At 42.7% G+C, this 22479-nt stretch carries 14 protein-coding genes; 10 read left to right on the top strand and 4 right to left on the bottom strand.

The window, feature by feature from the left end:
* Positions 1 to 365: 365 nt before the first annotated feature.
* The 3 genes from gltB to JMX07_RS02095 all read left to right on the top strand — a co-directional run bounded on the left by gltB (position 366) and on the right by JMX07_RS02095 (position 7970).
* Entirely contained in the window at positions 366 to 4829 is a 4464-nt protein-coding gene (gene gltB / locus JMX07_RS02105) for a glutamate synthase large subunit (RefSeq protein ID WP_201605964.1), read from the top strand.
* A 218-nt stretch (positions 4830 to 5047) separates the two neighbouring features.
* A complete protein-coding gene (locus JMX07_RS02100; RefSeq protein ID WP_201605962.1) occupies positions 5048 to 6469 on the top strand; it encodes a glutamate synthase subunit beta in 1422 nt (473 codons plus the stop codon).
* A 289-nt stretch (positions 6470 to 6758) separates the two neighbouring features.
* Positions 6759 to 7970: an FUSC family protein gene (locus tag JMX07_RS02095; protein WP_201605960.1), complete on the top strand. Its 1212-nt coding sequence runs from the start codon at positions 6759 to 6761 to the stop codon at positions 7968 to 7970.
* Between the two features lie 81 nt (positions 7971 to 8051).
* Here the strand turns inward: JMX07_RS02095 and JMX07_RS02090 are convergent, their stop codons facing one another.
* Complete coding sequence (locus JMX07_RS02090; RefSeq protein ID WP_201605957.1) at positions 8052 to 9185, bottom strand: ABC transporter substrate-binding protein; 1134 nt, start codon at positions 9183 to 9185, stop codon at positions 8052 to 8054.
* 375 nt (positions 9186 to 9560) lie between these two features.
* On the opposite strand from JMX07_RS02090, the gene JMX07_RS02085 reads away from it, so the two are divergent.
* Complete coding sequence (locus JMX07_RS02085) at positions 9561 to 10388, top strand: 3-oxoacyl-ACP reductase (RefSeq protein ID WP_201605955.1); 828 nt, start codon at positions 9561 to 9563, stop codon at positions 10386 to 10388.
* Positions 10389 to 10607: 219 nt separating this feature from the next.
* Here the strand turns inward: JMX07_RS02085 and JMX07_RS02080 are convergent, their stop codons facing one another.
* Complete coding sequence (locus tag JMX07_RS02080; RefSeq protein ID WP_201605953.1) at positions 10608 to 11438, bottom strand: HAD family hydrolase; 831 nt, start codon at positions 11436 to 11438, stop codon at positions 10608 to 10610.
* A gap of 299 nt (positions 11439 to 11737) precedes the next feature.
* Here JMX07_RS02080 and JMX07_RS02075 point away from each other — a divergent pair, with 299 nt between their 5' ends.
* The 4 genes from JMX07_RS02075 (at position 11738) to JMX07_RS02060 (ending at position 14612) form a co-directional block, all read left to right on the top strand.
* Positions 11738 to 12244: a hypothetical protein gene (locus tag JMX07_RS02075; RefSeq protein WP_201605951.1), complete on the top strand. Its 507-nt coding sequence runs from the start codon at positions 11738 to 11740 to the stop codon at positions 12242 to 12244.
* A gap of 455 nt (positions 12245 to 12699) precedes the next feature.
* Complete coding sequence (locus JMX07_RS02070) at positions 12700 to 13173, top strand: BLUF domain-containing protein (RefSeq protein ID WP_201605949.1); 474 nt, start codon at positions 12700 to 12702, stop codon at positions 13171 to 13173.
* Between the two features lie 372 nt (positions 13174 to 13545).
* The gene (locus tag JMX07_RS02065; RefSeq protein WP_201605946.1) at positions 13546 to 14025 is read left to right on the top strand and encodes a BLUF domain-containing protein; all 480 of its coding nucleotides are present in this window, start codon (positions 13546 to 13548) and stop codon (positions 14023 to 14025) included.
* A 107-nt stretch (positions 14026 to 14132) separates the two neighbouring features.
* Positions 14133 to 14612, top strand: coding sequence for a BLUF domain-containing protein (locus tag JMX07_RS02060; protein WP_201605944.1), 480 nt, complete (start codon positions 14133 to 14135; stop codon positions 14610 to 14612).
* Positions 14613 to 14816: 204 nt separating this feature from the next.
* Here the strand turns inward: JMX07_RS02060 and JMX07_RS02055 are convergent, their stop codons facing one another.
* Positions 14817 to 15260 carry a hypothetical protein gene (locus JMX07_RS02055; RefSeq protein ID WP_201605942.1) on the bottom strand — a complete coding sequence of 148 codons (444 nt, stop codon included), beginning with the start codon at positions 15258 to 15260 and terminating at the stop codon, positions 14817 to 14819.
* Between the two features lie 152 nt (positions 15261 to 15412).
* Complete coding sequence (gene parC / locus JMX07_RS02050) at positions 15413 to 17719, bottom strand: DNA topoisomerase IV subunit A (RefSeq protein WP_201605940.1); 2307 nt, start codon at positions 17717 to 17719, stop codon at positions 15413 to 15415.
* A gap of 457 nt (positions 17720 to 18176) precedes the next feature.
* Here parC and JMX07_RS02045 point away from each other — a divergent pair, with 457 nt between their 5' ends.
* Together JMX07_RS02045 and JMX07_RS02040 are read left to right on the top strand one after the other, a co-directional pair.
* Positions 18177 to 19970 carry a vWA domain-containing protein gene (locus JMX07_RS02045; protein ID WP_201605938.1) on the top strand — a complete coding sequence of 598 codons (1794 nt, stop codon included), beginning with the start codon at positions 18177 to 18179 and terminating at the stop codon, positions 19968 to 19970.
* A 353-nt stretch (positions 19971 to 20323) separates the two neighbouring features.
* Positions 20324 to 22051, top strand: a complete 1728-nt coding sequence (locus tag JMX07_RS02040) for an AMP-binding protein (RefSeq protein ID WP_201605936.1) — start codon at positions 20324 to 20326, stop codon at positions 22049 to 22051.
* Positions 22052 to 22479 lie beyond the last annotated feature (428 nt).

The following is a 22479-nucleotide window of genomic DNA, read 5'->3' as shown; positions in this document are numbered from 1 at the left end:
CACCGTTATTAAGTTATTGTGTGCTTAGCTTTAAATGCTAGACATGACAACATAACAAATGATGCTTAAATGAATGGCATTAGATATCACTGATTGAGTAACTGGCATTTAAGGGCGTAGATTCTCCCGTTGCCAAGGGCTGCTACTTACTATCTTTTGATACACGGACCACATGTCAAGACATCAGCTAATGACCAGGAGGGTCAAGGGTTTTACTTTCTCTTAGAGTATGATGTCTATCGAGCATTGCACTATTTGCCAATTCGAACACACGAATATCCACTATCAGCCCGTTCTGCTTACGGGTACCAACTTATACTCCGCATTGGAAATGTAAGTTGCCCGTCTACTTAAAAGGACAAGCTATGTCAATGATTTCCTCACAAACACACCTGGCCACGCCAGATGATTTTTCTGATAATTGCGGTTTTGGCCTAATTGCCCATATTGAGGGTGAAGCGAGCCATGATTTGGTAAAAACTGCCATTCATAGTTTAAGTTGTATGACACATCGCGGCGGTGTTGCTGCTGACGGTAGAACTGGTGATGGTTGTGGCTTACTATTAGCAACGCCTACCGATTTCTTTAAACAAATTGCTGACGAGCAGCAATTTGCCATTACAGACAACTTTGCTGTCGGTATGGTGTTCGTTAATTTAGATAGCGATAAAGCCAAGCATAGCCAACAAGTATTGAGCGATGAGATTACCGCCCAAGGATTAGAAGTGGCTGGCTGGCGTGATGTACCACTTGACTTGAGTATTGTTGGTGAGATTGGTCGTGAGACATTGCCAGACTTTAAGCAGGTATTTGTCAATGCGCCAGATGACTTGGCTGCTGAAGATTTCAACCGTAAGCTATTTGTTGCACGCAAAAAAGCAGAGCAGCGCCTGACAGATGACGAGCTGTTTTATGTATGTTCATTAAGCTGCCAGACCATTATTTATAAAGGTCTGGTCATGCCATCAGACCTGCCAGCATTTTTCTTGGATCTTCAAGACGAGCGCTTGGCGTCACATATCGTGGTTTTCCATCAGCGTTTCTCCACCAATACTTTGCCGCGTTGGCCACTGGCACAGCCATTCCGTTATCTTGCGCACAACGGTGAGTTAAATACCATTACAGGCAACCGCAACTGGTCCAAAGCACGCACGCCAAAGCTCAAATCAGACAAACTGCCGAACTTGAATGAATTGACGCCACTTGTAAACAGTACAGGTTCTGATTCATCAAGCCTAGATAACATGCTTGAAGTGCTAATGTCTGGTGGTATGAATTTGTTCCATGCGATGTCGATTTTGGTTCCACCAGCGTGGCAGAATGTTGATAGCATGGATATGGATCTGCGTGCGTTTTATGAGTTTTACTCACAGCATATGGAAGCGTGGGACGGCCCAGCAGGGCTAGTCATTCAAGATGGACGCTATGCGGTCTGTATGCTCGATAGAAACGGTTTGCGCCCGTCACGTTGGGTAACCACTAAGAATGGTTATATCACTGTTGCATCAGAAGTGGGCGTTTGGGATTACGAGCCACAAGATGTATTGGCAAAAGGTCGCGTTGGACCTGGTCAAATGCTGGTCATTGATACGTTGACAGGTCAAATTTTAGATACGACAGCTATTGCAACTTTACTAAAAACGGCGCATCCATATCGCAAATGGTTGCGTGAAGAAGCGACGCGTGTTCGTGATGATGAGCGTCTAGAAGAGACATTGGCAACGCAAGCGTGCCGCGGTGATAAGCTAAAAGCGCTACAAAAGATGTATCACATCACCAATGAAGAGCGCACAGAAATCATTCGCCCTAATGCTGAAAATGGTCAAGAACCAGTCGGCTCAATGGGCGACGATACGCCAATGGCTGTACTGTCGCAGCAAATTCGCCATGTCGGTGACTTTTTCCGTCAGCAGTTTGCACAGGTGACCAATCCGCCAATCGATCCATTACGTGAATCTATCGTGATGTCGTTGCAGACTTGTTTAGGCGCTGAGACTAACGTATTTGCGCCATCTGCGAGAGATGCGCATCGTATTATTTTGTCATCGCCAGTATTGTCAGCCAGTAAGATGCAGCAGCTTGAAACCTTGGATGATCCAGCGTTCAAGATGGCTCGCATTGATCTGAACTATGACCGTACTCTAGAGCTATCTGATGCTATCGTCGCTATCTGTGAGCAAGTGGCAGATAACATTCGCTCAGGAAATACGTTGATTGTCTTGTCTGATAAAGATATCGATGCAGACAAAGTACCTGCTAACGCCATTATGGTTACTGGTGCTGTGCATCATTATCTAATCGCGCAAGGTATCCGTACCGATGCTAATTTAATCATTGAGACAGGTCTTGCTCGTGACTCGCATCAAATAGCGGTATTGATCGGCTTTGGTGCAACTTGTGTATATCCATATCTAGCATATGATGTCATTGATGATTTGGTTGCTACTGGTGAGCTACTTGGTGATCCGATTCAAGCCCGTGTTAATTTCCGTAAAGGCTTGGATAAAGGTTTGCTAAAAATCTTATCAAAAATGGGTATCTCTACCATTGTTTCTTATCGCGGCGCGCAGTTGTTTGAAGCGGTTGGCCTTTCAGAAGAAGTCGTCAATTTATGCTTTAAAGGCGTACAAAGCCGTATCAAAGGCGCTACCTTTGCAGACCTTGCTGCTGATCAAGCGCAATTGGCTGCCAATGCGTTTAAGCGACGCGCTCCTCTAGATCAGGGCGGTCTGCTTAAGTTCGTCTTCAACAAAGAGTACCATGCCTTTAACCCTGATGTGATTAACAGCCTGCATACTGCAGTACGTACTGGTGATTACGATAACTATCGCAATTATGCTGATCTAGTTAATAGCCGTCCAGTTGCTACTTTACGTGATTTGTTGCAACTGAAAACTGACAACAGTATCGATGTCAATGAAGTGGAAGATATCTCTGAAATCTTGACGCGTTTTGACTCAGCTGGCATGTCATTAGGCGCGCTATCTCCTGAAGCGCATGAGTCGATTGCGATGGCTATGAATACTATCGGTGGTCGTTCAAACTCTGGTGAGGGCGGTGAAGATCCTGCGCGTTATGGCACATTGCGCAACTCAAAAATCAAGCAAGTTGCTTCTGGTCGTTTTGGGGTAACGCCTGCCTATCTTCGCTCCGCTGAAGTCATGCAGATTAAAGTAGCTCAAGGTGCCAAGCCTGGTGAAGGTGGACAGCTACCTGGTGGTAAAGTCAACGCGTTGATTGCACGTTTACGTTATTCAGTACCAGGTGTGACCTTGATTTCACCGCCGCCGCATCATGATATTTATTCTATCGAAGATTTGGCACAGCTGATTTTTGATTTAAAACAAGTCAATCCAGATGCATTGGTATCGGTTAAATTGGTCTCACGTCCAGGTGTTGGTACGATCGCGACAGGCGTTGCAAAAGCCTATGCCGATTTGATTACTATCTCAGGCTATGATGGTGGTACGGCAGCGTCTCCGCTATCGTCTATCCATCATGCAGGCTCACCATGGGAGCTAGGTTTGGCTGAGACTCATCAGTCTCTACGAGTGAATGGGTTACGTGATAAGGTACGTGTCCAGACCGACGGTGGTCTAAAAACAGGACTGGATGTAGTAAAAGCTGCTATCTTGGGTGCAGAGAGCTTTGGCTTTGGTACCACGCCAATGATTGCAGTTGGTTGTAAGTACCTTCGTATCTGTCATTTAAATAACTGTCCGACAGGTGTTGCTACTCAAAAAGCCAAGCTGCGTGATGAGCATTTCATTGGCGAAGCAGAAATGTTGATTAACTTCTTTAAGTTTGTCGCAACTGAGACGCGTGAGTGGTTGGCGGCGTTAGGTGTTCGTAGTATGGAAGAGCTGGTCGGTCGTACTGACTTGCTTGATATTCTAGAAGGCAATACGGATAAGCAGCGTCATCTTGATCTAACGCCATTGCTATTTAGTCACCCAGCCAGCGTAGGCAAAGCACAAACTTGTCAGGTTGAGCGTAATGAGCCGTTTGATAAAGGCTTGCTTGCTGAGCAGATGATTAGCGATATGCTCGTGAACATTCGCAAAGGGGCAGGCGGCGACTATAGCTATTTCGTTGGTAACTGTGACCGCTCTATCGGTGCTCGTATTTCTGGTGAGATTGCGCAAGTCTGGGGCAACCTTGGCATGAGCGATATGCCAATTAAGCTTCGTCTAACGGGTACTGCAGGGCAAAGTTTGGGCGTGTGGAATGCTGGCGGTTTAAATATCGAGCTTGAAGGCGACGCCAATGACTATGTGGGTAAAGGTATGGCAGGCGGTGAGATTGTGATTTATCCGCCAAAAGACTCAAACTTTGTAGCACAAGAGACGGCCATCATTGGTAATACCTGTCTCTATGGTGCAACTGGCGGTAAGCTATATGCTGCTGGTACAGCAGGTGAGCGTTTTGGCGTCCGTAACTCTGGCGCACATGCAGTCATCGAAGGCACAGGCGACCATTGCTGTGAGTATATGACCGGCGGTATCGTCACGATTCTTGGCCGTACTGGACTCAACTTCGGTGCTGGTATGACGGGTGGTTTTGCGTATGTACTCGATATGGAAGGCGACTTCTTTGATCGTTGCAACCATGAGCTAATTGATCTAAACCGTATTTCAAGCGAGCAAACAGAAGAGCATCGCATTCATTTGCAACAAGTGATTGAAGCTCATGTAGATAAAACAGGCAGTGCATGGGGTCAGACAATTCTGAACGACTTTGAGCACTATGTTCGTAAGTTCTATTTGGTTAAGCCAAAAGCGGCGAACATTGCAAGCCTTCTTAAAACTACCATGGCCGACCCACAATAGCCGATACATGACTGTCTATCATATCAATGGAGTGCATTGATGGATCGGCAGTCGCTTTAATCAGGTTAGCCAGCGTTCCGTTTTTAGAGACGTTTTAACTCACAGGTTTTCAGCAGGTACGTGACAGCAGCGATATATGTCTTAAATTTTAGACAAACCAAACATCGCTGACTGTTGCCACCCACTGCAAAAGAGCCTTATATAAAAGAGATAGCACCATGGCAAAACGCTTAGAAAATAACTTCCAGTTTTTAGATGTACCGAGATTTGATCCAACCAAAAAAGACATTGCAACGCGTTCAACAGAGTTTGTTGAAATTTATAAACCTTTCGAAAATGAAGCCGTTGCCCAGCAAGCGCATCGTTGTCTTGAGTGTGGTAACCCGTACTGCGAGTGGAAATGTCCAGTACACAACTATATCCCTAACTGGCTAAAACTGGCTACAGAAGGACAAATATTTCAGGCAGCTGAATTGTGCCACCGTACCAATACCTTGCCTGAAGTATGCGGACGAGTTTGCCCGCAAGATCGCTTGTGTGAAGGCGCTTGTACATTGAACGATGGCTTTGGGGCAGTGACGATTGGTAATGTTGAGAAATATATCAACGATACCGCGTTTGCACTTGGCTGGCGTCCGGATATGTCTGAAGTCGTTTGGACAGACAAAAAAGTTGCTATCATTGGCGCAGGACCAGCAGGTCTGGGTTGCGCAGATATCTTGGTCAGAAATGGTGTCAAGCCTGTCGTCTTTGACAAACGTCCTGAAATTGGTGGCTTATTAACTTTTGGTATTCCTGAGTTCAAAATGGAAAAAGACGTCATGCGTAACCGCCGTGTCATCTTTGAAGACATGGGTATGGAATTTCGCTTAGAGACAGAGATTGGTACAGACGTCACCATTGATGAGCTATTGGCTGAGTATGACGCGGTATTTATGGGTATGGGTACATACACCTATATGCGTGGCGGCTTCGCTGGTGAAGAGCTGACAGGCGTCTACGATGCGTTAGATTACCTGATTGCCAACGTGAACCGTTGCAATGACTGGGAAAAAGACGCTGAAGAGTACATCGACTTTAAAGGTAAAAAGGTGGTGGTACTTGGTGGCGGCGATACAGCAATGGACTGTAACCGTACCAGTATCCGTCAAGGCGCCGAAAAAGTAGTTTGTGCCTATCGCCGTGACGAAGAAAACATGCCGGGTTCACGCCGCGAAGTGGTCAATGCTCGCGAGGAAGGCGTCGAGTTCTTATTTAATCGTCAGCCAACCGAAATCATTGGCTTAAACGGTAAAGTTAACGGCGTAAAAGTTGTTACTACTCAGTTAGGCGCACCAGACAACCGTGGTCGTCAACGCCCTGAGCCAATTCCTAATTCTGAAGAGATCATCCCATGTGATGCAGTCATCATGGCCTTTGGTTTTAGACCAAGTCCTGCTGATTGGTTCGAGTCTCAGCAAGTGGGGATGGACAGCTCTGGTCGTGTATTAGCAGCCGAAAAGCAAACCTTTAAATTCCAGACTCAAAATCCTAAAATCTTCGCTGGTGGCGATATGGTACGTGGTTCTGATTTGGTTGTGACAGCGATTTGGGAAGGCCGCGAAGCTGCGGAAGGCATTTTAGACTACCTAGAAGTGTAATACGCTAGCGCAATAGACTATCATTCATTAACAGTGACGCAGTTCTCAATGAATAATTTGATAAGTCATTTGATGAATAATCTTTAATAGCGTAGATTTCAATATAGTGTGCTAGGATATTTTTTATAACGCCTTTTACCTGTGAATAATGGGTAAAAGGCGTTATTTTTTGCCCGTCATTTTGCTGATAGAATATCCATTTATACTTACCCTTAGTTATTGAGATATTTTAATAATACTTTATTAGAATGTCTCACCTAAACATTCCACCCAAAAAGAGTAGCCTTGCGTGAAACCCACCCTTTATCAGCGTATTACTGCTCCATTTGTCGAACCCTATGTTCGCTACCAACATGCAGATATCCTACATGCCACCCGACTAGGTACGGCTGTGATACTGGCTTTATTGGTAAATAAAATCACCAATCTTCCGCACGGTGAATGGACGACCATTACAGTATTTATTATTCTAGGGTTATTGCAATACCAAGGCGCTATTTATACTAAGGCAAAAGAGCGCGTGATTGGTACTTTGTTAGGTATTGGTACTGCGCTTGGGGTGTTATGGTTTAATCAGAACGCAGGCGCATGGCTATGGGTGGACTATGCGCTCATTGGTCTGCTCAGCGGCATCATTGGCTATTTAGCCGTCAGACAGCTTGGGTATACAGGGCTGCTAACGGGTATCACTATGTTGATGATTGTCTCTGATTTAGGCAATAGTAGCATTGGTCAAGATGGTATCTACCGCGCGCTAAATATCTTACTGGGGACAGGCGTTTCGGTAGCAGTGACGCTGATTTTGCCGCTTAAATCAACGTTGATGTGGCGGTTCTTATTGAGTAGTAACCTTGACGCTTGTAGTAGCCTCTACGCTGGCGTAGGTCATCATATTGACGCGACGGATGGAGTGGTGGACGACTCTGTTCAAAAGTTAAACCCAGCGGCCTTTCCTGTTAAGGAAGTACCTGTTGATAGGGCATTGGTCACAGCGTTACAGCAGATTAATAAACGTCTGCTGGCTGTGCGACCACATATCGCGGCGACTGCCAGTGAGTCAGGAATCGAAAAGGAAACGCTAGAGACAATTCAACGTACCCACCGTAATATTATCGGAACGATTGATTTGCTGTTAAGTGCGGCACCGCGCTTGGCAAATATCGAAATTGATGAAGAAAACCATGTTCTATTGGTACATTATCAGCATGAGCTAACCCAAGCGATGCAACATATGGCAGCGGTATTACGTAGTCCAAGTGACGAAGTATTCCGGCCCATTACTCGTATTGCTGTCTCAGAGTATCCAAGCGTACAGCACCTAGCATTTGAGTGGCAGGGCTATTTTTGGTTGACCCAAACCTTGCAGACTCAGTTGCAGCAACTGAGTGATTTACTGCAAACATCGAAACCGCATTGGTTTGCTGCATCTGGTCTAGGCTATCAGCGCCGAGAGCAGCGCCGAATGAAAGAGCAGGGCGGCGAGACGGATTTACATTTATAGCGCAAAAAAACGCTGACCATTTAGGATCAGCGTTTTTATTTTTCAAAGACTACTTTATTTTAAAGTACTAAATTAAAACTATTAACGACCAGTCTTTAGCTTATCCCAGTACTGTTGATACACTTGCAACGCCTCATCGCCTACATCTTCTTGGAACTCAGCTTTTGCTAATACTTCTTTAGAGGGATAAATCGTTGGATTGTTTTGGACGCTCTCATCCATCAGCTCACGCGCTGCTATGTTTGGTGATGCGTAGCCGATCTCTTCGCTGACGATTTTTGCATTTTCAGGACGTAATAAATAATCAATAAATTTATGTGCTGCATCAACTTGCTTGGCATTTTTTGGAATGACAAAGTTGTCCATCCATAAGATAGCGCCTTCGGTTGGATACTTATAAACCAAGCTAGTCAAACCTTCGTCATTGGCCATGACTGCTTCACCATTCCATGTCATACCAAGCGCAGTCTCACCTTCGATATATGGCATACGTGTCGCATCAGAGTTAAAAGTTTTGACGTTTGGCATCAACGTGGTGAGCTTATCGTAAGCGGCTTCGATTTCGTCAGGATTGCTACTATTACCTGAGTAGCCAAGAGTCAGCAGTGCCATACCAAAGACTTCACGCACATCATTGGTCAGCATCACCTGACTCTTATACTTAGGATCCCATAGGTCATTCCAGCTATTAACAGTTTTCGGATCGACACTGTCACCATTAATGGCTAGGCCAGTGCTGCCCCACATATAAGGGATAGAGTATTTGTTATCAGGATCAACTTTGGTATTGGTAAATGAGGTATCAAGGTTTTTGAAGTTGCTCAATTTGGATTTGTCTAGCTCTTGTAGTAGTCCTTCTTTCGCCATTTTTTCAACATAATAAGTCGATGGAATCGCTAAGTCATACTGACTAGAATCATCCAATAGTTTGAGCTTGGCATACATGGCTTCGTTAGAGTCAAATGTGGTGTAATTAACTGAGATGCCAGTTTCTTCTTCAAAACCATCTAAAATCTCTTGCGGCATATATTCTGACCAGTTGTAAAGGTTCAGCGTCTCATTGCTCGCCGCAGCACTGCCATCCGCTGCATTATCAGAGTTGCTACAGCTGGCAAGCACCAAGCCGACAGCCATTGCTAATAATGCTTTTGGCACTATACGACCGACACTAGCCGAGGTGTGAGTAGTGGGATGGGACGACGATAAATGGGTCAAAATATCTCTCCTAAATAAAGATAATGCAAATCAGAAAAATTCAATAAAAAAGCCAAAAAGATACAAGCCTGACATGGCCAATAAAACTATTATGGTCATTAGTTTATACAATTTAAAGGGTTATCATTAAGGCAATGCTCAATAATACTAATAAAAATAGCCAGTTGGGCTAATGAGATGAGTAGCAAAACTAACTTAATGACAGCTAATTTTGGGTAGAATTGCTAGCGAGCTGCTAACGTCGAATCGAAAAAAGATAGCATATAACCATGCTATGATTGGCGCAGGCCGAAGTATGACGAACATCATCTAAGTAAGTATAAGCCTTCGGCTCTAAGACACCAACCATACCATAATAATAAAGGATACAGCACAATGACCGAAAGTACCTCAACTCAAAATGCCTTGAATAAAAGCCACTCAGTTATACCGGCATTGCTTACGGATAAAGTTGCCATAGTCACTGGTGCCAGTCGTGGGCTTGGTGCACAGATTGCACAGCAAATGGCAGCAGCAGGCGCTATCGTTTGCGTCAACTACCTCAATAGTAAAGAGGCTGCTGAGGCAGTAGTGGCTGATATCATCGCGACAGGTGGACAAGCATTTGCTTATCAGGCGGATGTGACCGATCTTGAGCAAGTACAAGCCATGGCAGCTGAAGTCATCACTCGTCATGGTCGTATCGATATATTGGTCAATAATGCCTTGCCAAGTTATCAGTTCAATCCAAGCGCTGCGTACACTAGTATTGAAACAGTAAGGTGGTCGCACTTTTCGCAACAAATGGACGGTATCGTCAAGGGCGCAGTCAATACAGTGCAAGCAGTGTTGCCGCAAATGAAAGCGCAGCAAGTAGGTAAAATTATTAACATCTCAACCAATCTTGTTTACAACCCAGTGGTTACCTATTATGATTACACCACGGCTAAATCAGCATTGATTGGGCTAACGCGCAATCTCGCGAGCGAACTTGGTAAATATGGTATTCGGGTGAATTTGCTAGCAGGTGGCTTATTAAAAACCACCGACGCAAGCAGCTTAACCACTGAAGAGGTATTTGACTATATCGCGACTACGACGCCGCTGCGCCAAGCGACTTCGGTAGCTGACTTTGCCAATTCAGTATTGCTCATGGCATCTGATTTGAGCATGGCTATTACTGGACAATCTATCGCTGTCGATGGTGGCTTAACCATGCCTTAATTGAGGCCTTAACTGACGCCTTAACGTTCTATTAGATTTGTAGAAAGAATGAAATGAATACTCGACAAGGTATTGGAATTATCACCGCTACAGTTTCCAGTTGAAACGTTTATATAAAGTTAGTCCATAACAAAAAGCCCTTACTAGTCGGTTAGTAAGGGCTTTTTTAATTGAACGTTAATTAGATAAACATTAATGGCTCTATGTGCCTGAACAGTCTTACGACTTCATTGTTAACTGATTAAGCACGGTTTGAATACCATACTCTTCGATCGTCCCAGTGACGAAATCAGCGCGTTCTATTAAAGCTGGCTGTGCATCGCCCATGGCTACAGCAAATCCAACCAAGTCGAACATTTCTAAATCATTCATACCATCACCAAATGCCATACATTCGCTTGCATCTACATCATAGTATTTGCATACATCTTTGATACCGCGGGCTTTTGACGCATCTGCTGGCAATATATCAGCACCAATCTGATGCCAATGCACCAGCTTTAAATCATACTGGGCAAAGTCGATGTCTTGCATCTTTTCTTGCTGATTATTAAAGAATACCGAGCATTGATAGACGGTATTTGTTTTGTAGTACTCAGGGTCAAGGATCGAATTGGGCGTGACCGCATTGAACTCGCGTAAACGTTCATTTTCACCTGACCAAGCGATATGAGTAGCAGAGTCAAACTTATGAATCAAATCACTCTGCTGGCATAGGCGTACGATTTTATCTGTCTGTTCAGCCGTTAGCGGGTAGTGGCTGATTCGGCCGCTTTTATCAAAACTATATTGTCCATTCATACAAATAATGGCGTCCAATATATCTGCATCAAGCAACGCTAAAATGTCTTCAGGCAATATGGCTTTAGAACGGCCAGTCGAAATCACTAGTTTAATATCGGTATCTGCAAGCTGCTCAAGCGTCGCTTTATTGTGTTCAGCGATAATGCCGTTACGGCTTAAGGTATCATCGATGTCAAAAAAGATGATTTTGGGGGTCGAGATTTTAGTAGTCATACTTTCTTTGGCAATCTTATCTTCGATAAACATGATGATCCTATTATTCTAAGTCGTGTAGATACAATGATTCAGATACTACTACAACATACCCAATCAGATAAATACCTATCGAGTAACCTATGATACTGCAAGCATGCTTATTGAGACAGTATTTACATGTAGCCTGTAGAACCGCTCATCACTTGCCCAAAGGATTAACAAAAATGCTAAACGATATGATTAACTTAACCGTGTTTATTTATTATAAAGTTATATTCAATTATCAAAACTAATCTACGAAATAAGATGGACTATCGTTATTAATGCATCAGTTACCTAAAGGAACAAGTATGAACTTTTTCATCTTAAAAACGGTTACAGTTTTGGCGACCTTGGCTTTATCTGCCAATGCTTTTGCAATGGATGTTGAATTTAATGATGCTGCTTGGGATGGCAAAAAAGTACCTGAAGGTCAGCAATGTCTAAATTATGATGGCAAAAGTCCAGCCACGCCTAGCATGACTGTCTCAAACATTCCTACAGGCGCGGAAAGCTTGGTATTCGTCTATAACGATGTAAGCAACAAGCGTATGCAGCATGGTGGCCATGGTATCGTGGAGTTCGCACTACCAGAGGGTGCTACGAGCGCAGAAGTGCCACGAGTATTTGGTCATACTTACGAAGTACCAGTAGGTATTGAGATGGTCGCAGAATACCGCAATCGCAAAGGCGAGGCCGGCGGTGCATATAAGCCACCTTGCTCTGGCGGCAAAAACCATCTGTATACGGTAGATGTACAAGCATGGCAGGGCGATTCGGTACTTGCTGAAACAACCGTTGAGATGGGTCGGTATTGATACGTTAGCTATTCAATCAATATACAACAATTAGTATGCAACAACAAAGCTGTCTATACCAAACTGTTTATACATAGCATAGACGGCTTTTTATTGAGGGTAGGTTATGTTTCATATACCTATAAACGGGCTAGCTTAATAGACATTAAAGAATCTGATTGATGTTTATAATATTTAGTTAATCAGTAAACGTGGCTCAGTCATATAAGGGCATTAAGGTAGGGCTATAGGAAAATATAGATTAGGCTTGTTAACTATTGGAATAATGCCAAGATACTGAACGTGACAACTTTGTAGTATAATTTTACTACTATGGATATCGGTATGCTATATCATTGAAACTTCTATGTTATAAATCTAAAAAAATCATAGCAAATGGTAAAAAACGTTATTAATTATACTTTATCTTAAAGTATACCTTGATTTGAATGAATTTTTTATAAATAAGGTTTCTTATGAACATAACGGCAAGCCAACCTTCAGAAGATAGAAAAAGGCATGGCGAACATATTCTTATCCACATGACATATATCGCCAAAAATGTCGATCTAGATTCGGGGATTGAGCTGACTCGCGCACTTGAGTACTGGCGCAGATATTTTGAAGAAAACGATATCGTTTCAGCTTTAGTCATTAGCGAAGGTTATTTCGTTCAAAGTTTCCAAGGGACAAGACCTGCTATCAATACTGCCTTGGAAAAGATACTTGACGAGCATTCAACTATTGTCCCTAATATTGTGAATATAGAGGAAATCGAAACGCGTCAATGGAAAGGGTTTTTAGTTAAACATCTAACCTCAAGCGTTGAAGATGAAGAGCATGCCCTAAAGAACTTTTCAGCAGGCTCTGACTACAATCCTTATTTAATGAAAAGCTCTCAGATTGAAAGCTTCTTGAAGGCGGTTTTTGAAAATGCTGAATCTAATTAATTTTAAATGAATAGCATTTATTTCTTAAATATTTGCCTCTTAGAGTTGTTAGTAGGACTTGCCCTAGCTAGAATAGAAAAGCCGTTCATACGTTTGTATAGGCGGCTTTTTGTTGAAGGCAAGTTAGCAGTATCGGTACAGGATGTTTTCTTAGCAATTGGACAGAATATTGGCGGATGTTCATAGGTGACTATTCATACCTGACTCTTGCAGGATTTAACTACTAGAAATGCCTTAGTGATACCTGTTTTTGTCATGTTATTTTAAGGTATGGATGATAAGAAGCTGATCAATTCCCAAGAGTTTTATTGATTATACTTTATGATAAAGTGTATATTAATTTATATACCTATTATATAAATGGATTTTCTTATGTATATAACGACCAATCAAACGTCAGAAAATAGGAAAAGACATGGCGAGCATCTGCTGATTGGCCTAACGTATATCGGTAAAAACATCGAAATGAAAACAGGTATAGAGTTGACTCGTGCTCTTGAACAGTGGCGAAGATACTTTGAGGAAAGTGGGCTAGTTGCAGCACTTGTGATCAATGACGGTTACTTTGTTCAAAACATTCAAGGCTCAAGACCGGCGGTCAACGCTGCTCTAGCGAAGATAATTGATGAGCATTTCAAGATTGTTCCTAATGTTGTCAAGGTGGAAGAGATAGAAGCGCTTCGGTGGGATGGATTCGTAACCAAACACCTGACGGAAAGTGTCGAAGATGAGGAGTATGCCTTAAAAAGTTTCTCAGCAGGTTTTGACTTCAATCCTTACCTAATGAAAAGTACTCAGATTGAAAATTTTCTGACAGCGATATTTGAAGGTACTGAATCCGATAGGTTTTAGATGAGTAGCATTTACATATCATAAGAGTCATCTATTTTAATTGGCGTAAAAAAGCCGTCTATAAAGTGTCTTTTGATTTAGATAATTTTTTATAAATAAGGTTTCTTATGCGTATCACTACCAGCCAACCTTTAGAAAATAGAAAAAGACATGGCGAGCATATCATTCTCAGCCTAACGTATATTGGCAAAAATAGTGACAGTAATAATGGGATAGGGTTGGCTCGTCTGCTTGAGCAATGGCGAAGGAATAATGAAAAAATTGGTGTAACCTCAGCGCTTGTCGTGAATGACAATTACTTTATTCAAAATATTGAAGGTCCAAGACCTCTTATCAATGAAATACTAGTAAAATTAATCAGTGAGTACTCTTACCTAGTACCCCACCACAGTGAGATTGAGGAAATAGAAGAACGTAGGTGGGATGGGTTTTTAATAAAATATTTAACATCAAGTGCAGAAGACGAAGCATATACCCTAAAAAGTTTCTCAGCAGGTGCTGACTTTAATCCTTATCTAATGAAAAGTACTCAGATTACAAGCTTCCTAAAAACGATCTTTGAAGATACCGAATCCAATATGTCTTAAATAAGTTCTTGATTCTGATTAGCGTAAAAAAGCCGCCTATACTGTTTATGGGCGGCTTTTTGATATGTATCATTTGCTGAGTGATTGGACTATGTACTTTTTCGAGTATTACCATTCTTATAGATGCATGGAACGCATGTTGCTTGCCCTATATCACAAAATAGATTTTTGTATTTCAATAATTCGATGGGCTAAAAGACCAACCTACCGCTGATTTTCTTTCAATTTATTGTAAAGCAATTCAAATTTTCTTACAGATTCTTCTTGGGTTTGTCTTAAGCTGATTTTTACTATTTCCATCTCTCTTATTGCCAATTTTGCTTCACCTTCTGTTGTAGAATCAAATTCTTCTGATAGCTTATTCCTCATTTTACTGATATTTTCTAGACTTGGTTTTAACAGTCCTAACTCATAACCATCAAACATTTTTTTAATAGTTAAATTGAGTTCTCCTTCAAATTTCCTGATGCGTTCTTTCTCATGATAAACATCACTAATGGCAGACTGCCAAATCATTTCTACTTCTTTAGTAGCTTTCAGAGCGTTGAGTCTTAATTCGTAAAGATACTTGTCTTGTGACTGTTTGAGAGTCTCTTTAGTATAGTTAAGTGCAGCCTTAGTATTTTTAACAGACTCTTTCGCATTCATATAAATGAGCCCGGTGATGAATACACTGATTACTGAAATGATTATAGATATAATTGAGAGTAGCTGCATATTATAAAACTCCAGTACAGTGATGGATAGCGCGATGCTAGGCTTTCGACCTAGCCCTCAAAATTCAAATAATTAAACCAAAACTACCCAATCTCAACACTCGTCACATTCTGAAAGCCTCTTGGCAGCTGCCCACCACGATTACCACGAACACCCGTATAGTTAGCCAAATCATTTGGCTTGAGTGTCACATGGCGTTTGCCAGCAGTGATGACAAGACTGTCTTGCTGACTAAGTGGTGTGATAGCAAGTACCTCTTCGCCATCTTTCAGTTTAATAAGTTTGTTCCCTTTACCGCGAGCTTGTTCAGGCAAATCATCGAGGGCAAATATCAGTAGATACCCTGCATTGGTTGCAACGGCAACATGATCAGGTGTCACGCGTATATTGCTATTTTCACCTTCGGCATTGGCGGCCGTCTCTACTGGTACGTCGATACGTGCAACAGGGAGCAAGCGACTATCAGTTGCTAAGTTAATAACGTTTTTACCAGCTTTTTGGTTGCTATCGAGATTACCAATGGTATTGATAAAACCATAACCTGCTGAGCTGGCAAGGATAATGCGTTGCTCGTTATCACCCGTTAGTAGCTGCTCAAAGCTAGCGCCTGCTGGCGGCTTTAATACACTGGTCAATGGATCACCTTGACCACGCGCAGACGCTAAGTTGTGCGCATCGATACTATAGCTGCGTCCCGTACTATCGAGTACGTAAATCCTTTCGTTTGATTTACCGCGCACGTGCGCTTGATAGCTGTCACCTGAGCGGTAACTCATACCAGCGGCATCGACATCATGGCCTTTAGCTGCGCGAATCCAACCCGCTTTCGATAAGATGGCAGTGACCGGCTCACTTGGTACGAGGTCTGACTCTTTTAATGCTTGCGCTTCTTCACGCTCTGCTAATGGTGATACACGCTCATTGCCATGTTCTTTCATATCGGCAGTAAGCTCATCGATCATCAGATTGGTTAGACTGTCTGGATTGTCTAAGTATTCTTGAATGATGGCACGTTCGGCAGCAAGTTCATCTTGCTCGCGGCGCAGCTCAATCTCTTCTAATTTTGCCAACTGACGCAAACGAATATCCAAGATAGCATTGGCTTGAATGTCAGTCAGGTCATAATCCTGCATCAAGGTCGCTTTTGGATCATCCTCTTCACGAATGGTGCGAATCACTTCATCAATATTCAGATAAGCAATCAGTAAGCCCGCCAAGATATGTAAGCGTTTATCGATTTTATCTAGGCGATATTGCAAGCGTCGCGTGACCACCGAGCGGCGACAGATTAACCATTCTTCCAAGACTTCCTTTAAGTTTTTCACCTGCGGCTTACCATTTAAGCCAATCATATTCATATTGACGCGGTAATTGCTTTCTAGGTCAGTACTGGCAAACAGGTGACTCATGACACGATCGACATCGACTCGCGTTGAGCGCAACTCAAGGACGATACGGCAGGCATTTTCGTGATCTGATTCATCATGAATATCCGTCACCCAAGGCAGCTTTTTATCGGTCATAAGCTTAGCTATTTGCTCTTGGATTTTGTTGCCTGACACTTGGTAAGGAAGCGCATCAATGATGACGAGGTTTTTTTCTTTAGGGTCAACATGAAAGGTGGCACGCATCTTATAACTGCCGCGTCCAGTCTCATACATCGCTTGCAAATCTTTTTTGCTAGTGATGATTTCCGCTGGTGTCGGTAGGTCAGGTGCAGGTATCGATTGGGTAAGCTGCTTAACCGATAGCTCTGGGTTTTTAAGCAATCGAATAGCCGCACGTACCACTTCATTAAGATTATGCGGTGGAATATCGGTTGCCATACCAACCGCGATACCTGTCGTACCGTTCAATAAAATATTAGGCAGGCGGGCAGGTAGGGTCGTTGGTTCTTGCATAGTGCCATCAAAGTTATCTTGCCAATCGACCGTGCCTTGTCCCAATTCTGCGAGCAACGTATTGGCATAAGCCGACATTTTAGCTTCGGTATAACGCATCGCGGCAAAGGATTTCGGATCATCTGGGCTACCCCAGTTACCTTGACCAGTGATGAGTGGATAGCGATAGCTGAACGGTTGAGCCATCAGTACCATTGCCTCATAACAAGCGCTGTCACCATGCGGATGGTATTTACCCAATACATCACCGACCGTACGCGCGGATTTCTTCGCCTTGGCAGAGGACTTTAGCCCAAGCTCGCTCATGGCATAGACGATGCGACGCTGGACAGGTTTCAGACCATCGGCGATATTTGGTAGCGCCCGATCCATGATGACGTACATGGCATAGTTGAGATAGGCCTGCTCAGTGAACTCTGCGACTGAACGAGTATCCATCGGCTCATTGGGAATAGTTGGGGCGATCGTATGATCAATAACATCAGACATAAAATAGGATTCACTTATCAGTTTTAATAGGTATAGATAATTGGTTCAAGCATACAAATAGGATAGTGCTATCGTAAAGGATATTGCACTAATTAAAAAGACGTATGTCAGAATATACGACATCTCGTGACGTGCTTAAAACAAGCGCTTATAGGAGTTTTTTCTACTGTGGTGATTCATAGCTTTTATAGATTAAATTAAGTATAGTAAATCTAATATTTGTTTTTTATATGATTAATAAGTGTCTTAATATTTAATCGCTTTTATTTAGAATATTTTGTCTGTCATTAGTCTATAAAAAGTAGGTACAGGATAGTTTTAATGCAAAATTAATAACTGAAAGTATGACAGCTAATAGACTAAATAAGGCAGCTGATTTGCCTATTTAGATAGCATTAACCATGTATTGACACGGACAAGTCGCTACTGAATTATTTTACAATAAGGAATTTCTGTTATGTCATTTGACCCTTTATCTAAAATTTCTGCCTCTACAATGCTAAAAAACGAAAGTAAGCACCTAGGGAAAAACGCTACTAGAAATGTGCTGTTGATTACTGCTATAGCCAGTCTAGGATTGACAGCCTGTAGCCCTTCACAAATGAGCAAAACGCTACCAGCTGAGACAAGCAGCACAGTCAATCAAGATGCAGCAACGGTGTCAGAGTCTATCATGGCGTCACCCAGTGTTAAGCCATCAGTCATCAGCCAACAGATGATGATACGTTCTGCGGAGCAAACAGGTATCGTACGCCCATCACCGAGCATCATAGTCACGCCAGAGGCAAAAGACAACTATCAAAAAAACGCAGCCAATCCTGTACATCGAACTACGGACATGGCGGTATCCACTTTGTCTATCGATACCGATACAGGCAGCTACGCCAATGTGCGCCGCTATTTAAACGAGGGTCAGTTGCCACCCGTTAATGCCGTACGGGTCGAGGAGTTGATTAATTATTTTAACTATCAATTTGATAATGGCAAACGCTTAGGTAGTGCCCCGTTTATTGTGTCAACTGAGGTAGTAGACTCACCTTGGGATAGAGCAGATCAGGATAATAAAATCGTCAAAGTCGGTATCAAAGCCGTTGATAGTAGCTGGTCGCAAAAAACAGACAAGCAATCTATGCCACCTGCCAATCTCGTATTTTTAGTAGATGTCTCAGGCTCTATGTCGTCACGCGATAAGCTGCCATTGGCTCAGTCTTCGCTTAAGCTGTTGACAGAGCAAATGCGTGCCCAAGACAGTATCAGCATCGTGACCTATTCAGGTAGTACTAGTGTGGCATTGCCTGCGACCAATGGTGACCAAAAAGCAAAAATATTGGCTGCGATCGAGGGGTTGAATGCCTCAGGCTCAACCAATGGGGAAGACGCTCTGAAATTGGCCTACAGACAAGCTGAGCAAGGACTGAAAAAGAACGGTATCAATCGAATCATGATGTTAACGGATGGCGATTTTAACGTTGGTATTAGTGATGTCGATGAGATGCTGGATTTGGTCAAAGCCAATCGCGATCGCGGTATCTCTTTATCTACCGTTGGCTTTGGTCGCGGCAACCTTAATGATCACATGATGGAACAGATGGCGGACAACGGCAATGGTAATTACAGCTATATTGACAGTCTAACTGAAGCCAAAAAAGTCTTTGGAGATGAGTTAGCCGCGACATTTAACACCGTCGCTAAAGACGTAAAAGTCCAAGTTGAGTTTAATCCTGATGTGGTGAGCGAGTGGCGCTTGATTGGTTATGAAAATCGCGTACTGGCTGAAGAAGACTTTAATAATGACAAAGTTGATGCAGGTGAGCTTGGGGCAGGTAAGGCGGTTATCGCTTTGTTTGAAGTGACACCAAAAGGACAAAAAGGGTTATATAGCGATCGCCGTTATGCTGACAGCAATGCCAGTATTAGTTCGAATAACAAACAAAACTCTAATGAGCTTGGCTATCTAAAGATTCGTTATAAAGTACCGACAGGTGGTAGCTCTAAACTCGTTAGCCAACCGATTAATAAAGCTAGCCACGCTTTAAACAAAGCCAGTATCGATACTCAGTTTGCGATGGCAGTAGCAGGATTTGGCCAACACTTGACTCAAAGCGATTATATTAATAATTGGCAGTACAGTGATAGCACTAAACTTGCAAAAAGTAGTATCGCAGATAGACCGAGTAGCGATAATGATGGTACTCGTCGAAACTTTGTAACCTTGACTGAGCTGGCGAGTGCACTAAAAAATAGCCGATAGTGAACAGATATCGTGTCGGGATGGTCATTAGGGAGCAGAAGCCAAGGGTCATATTTTCTAATGGTATGACTGATATTTTTAGTCTAATATATTGATATTTATAGAGATATTTAGCGTCAAGCCTATTTGAGAACTGGTATAGCAATCTTTTGTATTGAGTACTATGTATAAAGTGTGTATGTTAATGAACAAAGGGCTATTTACCGCTATATTGTTCGCTCAGCACTATACAAATATGTTGCAGCCTTGCTTTTTATCATAACGATAGGCAAGACTCTGACGTTTTGTATATTTATCACACTGTGATTGGCGTGGGTTGACGGTAATGTATTATTACTAGGAGAGAAAAGATTATGGAAAATCAAGGAAACTTAACCCGTCGTGACGATAAAGTTTGGCTAAAAACGTATGAAGAACTTGGTCTGGAATATGACATTGAGTTGCCAGCCGACAATACGTCACTTATCGATATTTTCGAAAAAAGCTTCGCTGAAAATGCTGATAAAACTGCCTATATCTGCATGGGTTCATCGTTAAGCTTCCAGGAAGTAGATTTATACAGCCGTCAAATGGCCGCTTATCTACAGTCATTAGGATTGGTCAAAGGCGATAAAGTTGCGGTCATGATGCCCAACATTTTGCAGTTACCAATCTCTGTCATCGCTGTACTACGTGCAGGCTTTACCTTAGTTAACGTCAACCCTCTGTACACTACCAGAGAGCTTGAGCATCAGTTGACTGATTCAGAAGCCAAAGTGCTGATCATGGTCGAAAACTTTGCCAAAACCTATCAAGACATCGGTCGCAATGTGGTCGATAAAGTCGTGATTACGGGTATGGGCGATTTGATGGGTACGCTCAAAGGCTTTATGGTTAATACGGTCGTCCGCCATGTCAAAAAAATGGTGCCAGACTATAGTATTTCTAATAGCATCAGCTTCAAAACAGCACTAAAGCAAGTCACTGCTAGCAAATATAAGCGCCCAACCAATATCACACTTGATGACATCGCCGTCCTACAGTATACCGGTGGTACAACGGGTGTGGCAAAAGGTGCGATGCTAACGCACAAAAACTTGGTGGCAAACTTAATTCAGTCTAATACCTTTTTGGGCACCGCTTTTGATGATTTAGATCAAAGAGGTGAGCAACCTGTGATTATGACGGCATTGCCGATGTATCATATTTTCTCATTTACCGTATGTGGCATGTTCGGTCTGTATCGCGGTTGTGTGGTGCTATTAGTACCAAACCCACGTGATCTTGATAGCTTGTTAAAAGCATATAAAGCCAATCCACCAGCGTTCTTCCCAGCGGTCAACACGTTGTTTAACGCACTTGCCAATAACGAAGAATTTATCGCGATGGATCATAGCAAGCTGCGTCAATCGATGGGCGGCGGCATGGCAGTATTGAGTCCAACGGCAGAAAAATGGCGTCAAGTCACTGGTAATATTATCATTCAAGGTTATGGCTTGTCTGAAACATCACCAGTCGCGACCGCTAACCCTAGTAACAGCAAGACATTCACTGGCACTATTGGTGTCCCTATGCCAGCAACCGATGTGGCGATCTTAGATGATGCTGGTAATGAAGTGGCACTTGGTGAGCGCGGTGAGATTAGTGTTCGTGGTCCACAGGTCATGAAAGGTTACTGGAACCGCGAAGATGCTACTGCCGAAGTCATGACAGCAGATGGATTCTTCCGTACTGGTGATATCGGTATCATGGCTGACAACGGATATGTGACCATCGTTGACCGCAAAAAAGACATGATTTTGGTGTCTGGTTTTAACGTTTATCCGAATGAAGTCGAAGAAGTTATGGCTGGCCATCCTAAGATTTTAGAATGTGGCGTCATCGGTATCGAAGATGAGAAGAGCGGTGAGATTCCTAAGATCTATGTTGTCCGTAACGACCCAAGTCTGACCACTGACGAAGTTCTTGAGTACGGTAAAGAGAACCTAACAGGTTATAAACGTCCTCGTCGTGTTGAATTTATTGATGAGCTACCAAAATCGAATGTTGGTAAGATTTTGCGTAAAGATCTACGCGTCCTTGAAGAAAAGAACCACGGTTAATTTGCTGATACACGCATCTAGATAGTTGTTTGATAGGTGCGTGTATCAACCAAAGATACATGTGAAAGTGTCGCTTGATTAGATGCTGTAGTAACTAAAATAGTAACCAAAAATGATAAGGCTGCAACCATGCTGTCTTATCATTTTTTTGTCTTTATCGCTTTTGACATTTGCGGATCACAGCTACTATTAATAGAGAATATCTATTAAAACTGCTATAGTGCCCATCGACGTATTTTTGTTTTTGTCCAAAAAACCGTACTGGTTTTGCTTAAGACAACTAGTGAAATCATGGTAGTAAATATCGTTTTCGACTTGGTCGTGCTGAGTGGTAGTATTATTTATCATAGACCCAGTAACACACTTTAATTTGCAAAGCTTATGAATGACAAACCCGATCATACTTATCTATTTCTTATTCATAAGCT

It is taken from the genome of Psychrobacter immobilis, assembly GCF_904846235.1.
GTDB classification, from domain to species: domain Bacteria; phylum Pseudomonadota; class Gammaproteobacteria; order Pseudomonadales; family Moraxellaceae; genus Psychrobacter; species Psychrobacter immobilis_C.
Note: the sequence above shows the minus strand (reverse complement) of the source record. Positions and strands in the feature narration are given on the sequence as shown.

Coding starts and splice junctions, on each gene's coding strand:
- JMX07_RS02065 (WP_201605946.1), top strand. CDS start 13,546: ATGTATATAACGACCAATCAAACGTCAGAAAATAGGAAAAGACATGGC.
- gltB (WP_201605964.1), top strand. CDS start 366: ATGTCAATGATTTCCTCACAAACACACCTGGCCACGCCAGATGATTTT.
- JMX07_RS02045 (WP_201605938.1), top strand. CDS start 18,177: ATGTCATTTGACCCTTTATCTAAAATTTCTGCCTCTACAATGCTAAAA.
- parC (WP_201605940.1), bottom strand. CDS start 17,719: ATGTCTGATGTTATTGATCATACGATCGCCCCAACTATTCCCAATGAG.
- JMX07_RS02070 (WP_201605949.1), top strand. CDS start 12,700: ATGAACATAACGGCAAGCCAACCTTCAGAAGATAGAAAAAGGCATGGC.
- JMX07_RS02080 (WP_201605953.1), bottom strand. CDS start 11,438: ATGTTTATCGAAGATAAGATTGCCAAAGAAAGTATGACTACTAAAATC.
- JMX07_RS02075 (WP_201605951.1), top strand. CDS start 11,738: ATGAACTTTTTCATCTTAAAAACGGTTACAGTTTTGGCGACCTTGGCT.
- JMX07_RS02060 (WP_201605944.1), top strand. CDS start 14,133: ATGCGTATCACTACCAGCCAACCTTTAGAAAATAGAAAAAGACATGGC.
- JMX07_RS02055 (WP_201605942.1), bottom strand. CDS start 15,260: ATGAATGCGAAAGAGTCTGTTAAAAATACTAAGGCTGCACTTAACTAT.
- JMX07_RS02100 (WP_201605962.1), top strand. CDS start 5,048: ATGGCAAAACGCTTAGAAAATAACTTCCAGTTTTTAGATGTACCGAGA.
- JMX07_RS02085 (WP_201605955.1), top strand. CDS start 9,561: ATGACCGAAAGTACCTCAACTCAAAATGCCTTGAATAAAAGCCACTCA.
- JMX07_RS02040 (WP_201605936.1), top strand. CDS start 20,324: ATGGAAAATCAAGGAAACTTAACCCGTCGTGACGATAAAGTTTGGCTA.